The following is a 4,011-nucleotide window of genomic DNA, read 5'->3' on the forward strand; positions in this document are numbered from 1 at the left end:
TCGCCGCCTGGGAGCTCAGCCGCTGCTGGGCGTGCTGGGCCTGGTTGTGCGCGATCTCGTGCCCGACCACGGCGGCGAGCTGGGCCTCGTTCTCGGCGACCTGGAACATGCCCTCGTAGACGCCGATCTTGCCGCCCGGCAGGGCGAAGGCGTTGGCCTCCTCGCCCTCGAAGACGACGGCCTCCCAGGCGCCGGGGTCCTCGCCGGCGGCCCGCAGCAGCTTCGTCGTCACGTTGTCGAGTGCCCGGCGGTAGGTCGCATTGTCGGAAACCGGGGTCTGGGCCCGGATCTGCTCCCAGTTCTGCAGCCCCAGCTCGCGCGTCTGTTCCGGGGACACGAGATTGATCCCGAGGCCGGTCTGACCGTCCCCCGCGCAACCCGCGAGCAGCATGCCCCCGGCCATCAGGCCCAGGAAGGTCCGGCGGGCGCGGGAAGTCCCGCGAAGAGGGCGGCGAATTCGGCACATCGGCGGTTCTCCGGTGTCTCCAGGAGATCGGTGGGGAGAATCCCCGCTTCGAACAACGCCTCGGCGCGGACGGCGTTCCCCGCATGGGCGCCACAATGCTGCCACCCGCCGCGGGCAAGGTCTACCCCGACCGATCCCGTCGCCCGTGAGCTCCCCCCATGCGCCTCGCCCGAACCGTCATGCCGGCCGCGGTCGCCGCGGCCCTGCTCGCCGCGTCCCCGGTCGCCGCGTCCCCGGTCGCGGCAGGGTCGATCGAGATCGGCTTCGCGGTCTATGGCAGCGGCATCCGTCTCGCGAACGGCACGTTCGCGATCGAGCGGGGGGACGGCCGGTACGAGACGCGGATCGAGGCTCGCGGCACCCGCCTCGTCGACCTGCTGACCGGCTGGTCCTATGTCGCCGAGGCGGAGGGACGGCTGACCGCCGCCGGTCCCGCTCCGGAGAATTTCCGCGCCGAGCGCCGGCTGCGCCGCAAGCACGAGGTCCGGCGGATGCGCTGGGACGAGACCGGCGCGGTCGAGGTCGTCGACCTCCCGCCCCAGTCGGCCGAGGATGCGGCCGCCGTGCCGCCGGAGTTCCGGCCCGGGACCATCGATCCCCTGAGCGCCTTGCTCGCGGTGGCCGCGGCGCTGGGCCCGGACGGCTGCTCCGGCGACCTGCCGGTGTTCGACGGCCGGCGCCGCTACGACATCCTCGCGCGCGACGACGGGACCGACACCCTCGAGGCGAACCGGCAGGCCCGCTATTCCGGCCCCGCCGACCGCTGCGAGGTCACGCTGCGGCCGGTCGCGGGTTTCGAGGGCGACCGCGACGAGGGCGCCTTCTTCGAGTACGGCGCCGAGCGCACCGCGACGGTCTGGCACGCACCGGCAGGCCCGGACGGCGAGACGGTGCCGGTCCGCCTGCAGCTCGACGAACCGGGCAGCAGCTTCGTCCTCCACCTCGTATCCGCGACCACCGGGCCGGAGCCGGGGCCGGGGCCGGCGACGGCTCAGCGCGCGTCCAGCGACCGTATGTAGGCGACGAGGTCCTCGATCTCCCGCCGGCTCAGCTCCAGCGGCGGCATTCCGCCATGGGGATCGGTCAGGAACGCCGCGAGCTGGGACGCCGTCCGCTCCTGCGCCAGCATCTCGAAGGCCGGGGCCATGTCGGTGACGGCCGCCTGCGGGTCGATCGCGTGGCAATGCACGCACCAGGTCTCGGCGATGCGGCGCCCCGCCTCCGGTTCGCCCGCGGCCTCCTGGGCGAGTGCCGCGCGCGGGCCGGCCGACATCGTGAGCGCGAAGCCGAGCGCGGCGGCCGCGGCACGCAAGGTGACGCTCTGCATGTGGGTCATGGCTCCATCCTCTGGCGGCCGATCCATAAGCGGTTGAGAAAACGGGCCGTCAGGTCAGGTCCGGCGCGACCGCCCAAGCGGGCGAGCGCCTCCTGGTAGGGCCCGACGTAGCGCAGCCGCGCCGGCAGCAGCGGGTAGGCTCGGGCGGCCCGGGACAGCGCGCGCTCGGCGCGCGAGCGCTCGACGGGGCCATAGGGAAGGCCATAACCCCGGCGCAACCGTTCCGGCAGCAGATGCGCCGTGACCGCCAGGTACCACGACGGCGCGGCGAGCCGCGTCCCCGCCCCGGACAAGATCGCCTGGGCCAGCCGGCGCGCCTCCGGGCCGACCGTCAGCACCTCCGAGTCCCACATTCCCTCGTTGTAGGCGCGGAACGCCGGCCAATTCGGCGTCGATGCCGCCTCCGGTACGCCGAACAGGGCGCCGAAACGCCGGTTCTCGCGGTGGAACGCGTCCCGCTCCGGCTCCGACAGCGGTCCGATCACCCGTTCGTGGACGGTGACCGCCGTCTCGGCCAGGGTCGCGGCGACCCAGGCGAGCGCCGACGGGTCGTTGGCCCGGTAGGGGGTGCCGGCCGGGAACGGCCCGACCGCGGAGGGCATCACGCCCGTGACCGCGGCATGCCGGCGGTGAAGCCTCCGGGCCATGGAGAAAGCCTGGTCGAGGGTGCCGAAAACCATCGTGAAGACGATGTTGAAGGTGCCGTGGAAGCGCCCTATCGGGTCGCCCAGGGTGCGAGAATGCTCCGCGACGGCGGCCGCGACCCACGGATGGGCGAGCTGAAGCAGAAGGGCGCGCCCCGCCCCCAGGAAGGTCGCCGCCTCGCGGTCGATCCGCCACGTCATCGATCCGGGACCGAAGACGCCTGCGTCGCCGCCCGGAACGGCCGCGCGCAGCGCGTCCAGCTCGCGTTCCAGACCGTCGGCGGTCACGTCCCCCGGATGATGCGGCACCATCTCGTCCATCCCGGCCCTCCACAGCGCCGGGCGATGCACGCCCGGCCAATGGAAACGGCAGGGGCGGAGCTTGGTTCATGGCCCGCCGCCGGCCACATCCATTCAAAAAACGTGAACATATTGGAATCAGGACACCAAGGCATTAGAGTTGGCGGCAAGAAGCTCTCGCTTCGCTTGCTCCCGCGGGCGAGGTGAAGCGGATACGGGTCCGGCCCCAAACGGGGGAAGGACCCGGACACCGACAACGAATCGGGGAGGAGGAAGATGAATTTGGCTCGTTTCGCCGCGTTCGGCGTGGCGCTCGCCGGACTGGCGCTGGCCGGCCCGGCCGAGGCTCAGGACCGGTCCGGCTGGCCCCAGTCCCTGAAGGTCGGGACGGCCTCGCAGGGCGGCACCTATTTCATCTACGGCGCCGGCTGGGCCGGGCTGGTCCAGGAAATGCTCGGCGTCAACACGAGCACCGAGGCGACCGGCGGGCCGGTACAGAACATGGCGCTGGTCCACAACGGCGATCTCGACTTCGCGATGACCACCATGGGTCCCGCCTACGACGCCTGGACCGGGCAGAGCCCGCTCGCCCCGGGGGTCGAGATGAAGGACGTCCGCGCGACCTTCCCGATGTACCAGACCCCCTTCCACATCGTGACGCTGCAGAGCTCCGGCATCGACTCGGTCGAGGAACTGGCCGGCAAGAAGGTCGGCCTGGGCCCGCGCGGCGGCACGCCGGGCACCGTGTTCCCGAAGATCTTCGCGGATGTGGGGATCGAGATCGACCCGCAATACGGCGGCGCGTCCGATCTCGCGGGCCAGCTCCAGGACGGGCTGATCGACGCCTTCGCCTTCGCCGCGGGACTGCCGATCGCCGCCTTCTCGCAGGTCGAGGCGCAGGCCCCGGTCAACTTCTTCTCGTTCACCGACGAGCAGCTCCAGACGATCCTCGAGGCGAATCCGGCGCTCAGCGCCTACACGATCCCGGGCGACACCTATCGGAGCATGGGTGACGATCAGGAAACGGTCGCGATGTGGAACTTCGGCATCGTCCACAAGGACATGCCGGAAGACCTCGTCTACGAGGTGATGAAGACCGTCCTCGACAACCCCGACCGCATGGCCGCGATCCACAGCGCCGCCGCGGAGACCGTCCCCGAGGCCTACGACAAGAACAACTTCCTGTGGTTCCATCCCGGCGCCATCCGGTACTACCGGGAGAAGGGGCTGGAACTCGGCGAGAACGTGATCCCGCCGGAAGCCAA

5 protein-coding genes are annotated in these 4,011 nt (G+C 71.5%); 2 read left to right on the top strand and 3 right to left on the bottom strand.

What is annotated here, in order from left to right:
• Positions 1 to 466, bottom strand: a 466-nt coding sequence (locus VGO20_RS19800) for a M48 family metalloprotease (protein WP_327504105.1), incomplete at its 3' end; no start/stop codon positions are given.
• 158 nt (positions 467 to 624) lie between these two features.
• Here VGO20_RS19800 and VGO20_RS19805 point away from each other — a divergent pair.
• Positions 625 to 1,485 carry a DUF3108 domain-containing protein gene (locus VGO20_RS19805; RefSeq protein WP_327504106.1) on the top strand — a complete coding sequence of 287 codons (861 nt, stop codon included), beginning with the start codon at positions 625 to 627 and terminating at the stop codon, positions 1,483 to 1,485.
• Here the strand turns inward: VGO20_RS19805 and VGO20_RS19810 are convergent.
• Positions 1,458 to 1,802 (bottom strand): c-type cytochrome, encoded by a 345-nt coding sequence (locus VGO20_RS19810; RefSeq protein WP_327504108.1) that lies wholly within the window; start codon positions 1,800 to 1,802, stop codon positions 1,458 to 1,460. The genes VGO20_RS19805 and VGO20_RS19810 overlap by 28 nt on opposite strands.
• Complete coding sequence (locus VGO20_RS19815; protein ID WP_327504109.1) at positions 1,799 to 2,767, bottom strand: oxygenase MpaB family protein; 969 nt, start codon at positions 2,765 to 2,767, stop codon at positions 1,799 to 1,801. The genes VGO20_RS19810 and VGO20_RS19815 overlap by 4 nt, the downstream gene beginning before the upstream one ends.
• Positions 2,768 to 3,022: 255 nt before the next feature.
• On the opposite strand from VGO20_RS19815, the gene VGO20_RS19820 reads away from it, so the two are divergent.
• On the top strand, positions 3,023 to 4,011 hold a 989-nt coding region (locus VGO20_RS19820; protein ID WP_327504110.1), incomplete at its 3' end, for a TAXI family TRAP transporter solute-binding subunit.

The organism is Arenibaculum sp. (assembly GCF_035998295.1).
Taxonomy (GTDB): domain Bacteria; phylum Pseudomonadota; class Alphaproteobacteria; order Azospirillales; family Azospirillaceae; genus DASYHS01.

Bases quoted from the DNA above. Each gene is read 5' to 3' on its own strand.
- VGO20_RS19810 (WP_327504108.1), bottom strand. From the start codon at position 1,802: ATGACCCACATGCAGAGCGTCACCTTGCGTGCCGCGGCCGCCGCGCTC.
- VGO20_RS19815 (WP_327504109.1), bottom strand. From the start codon at position 2,767: ATGGACGAGATGGTGCCGCATCATCCGGGGGACGTGACCGCCGACGGT.
- VGO20_RS19805 (WP_327504106.1), top strand. From the start codon at position 625: ATGCGCCTCGCCCGAACCGTCATGCCGGCCGCGGTCGCCGCGGCCCTG.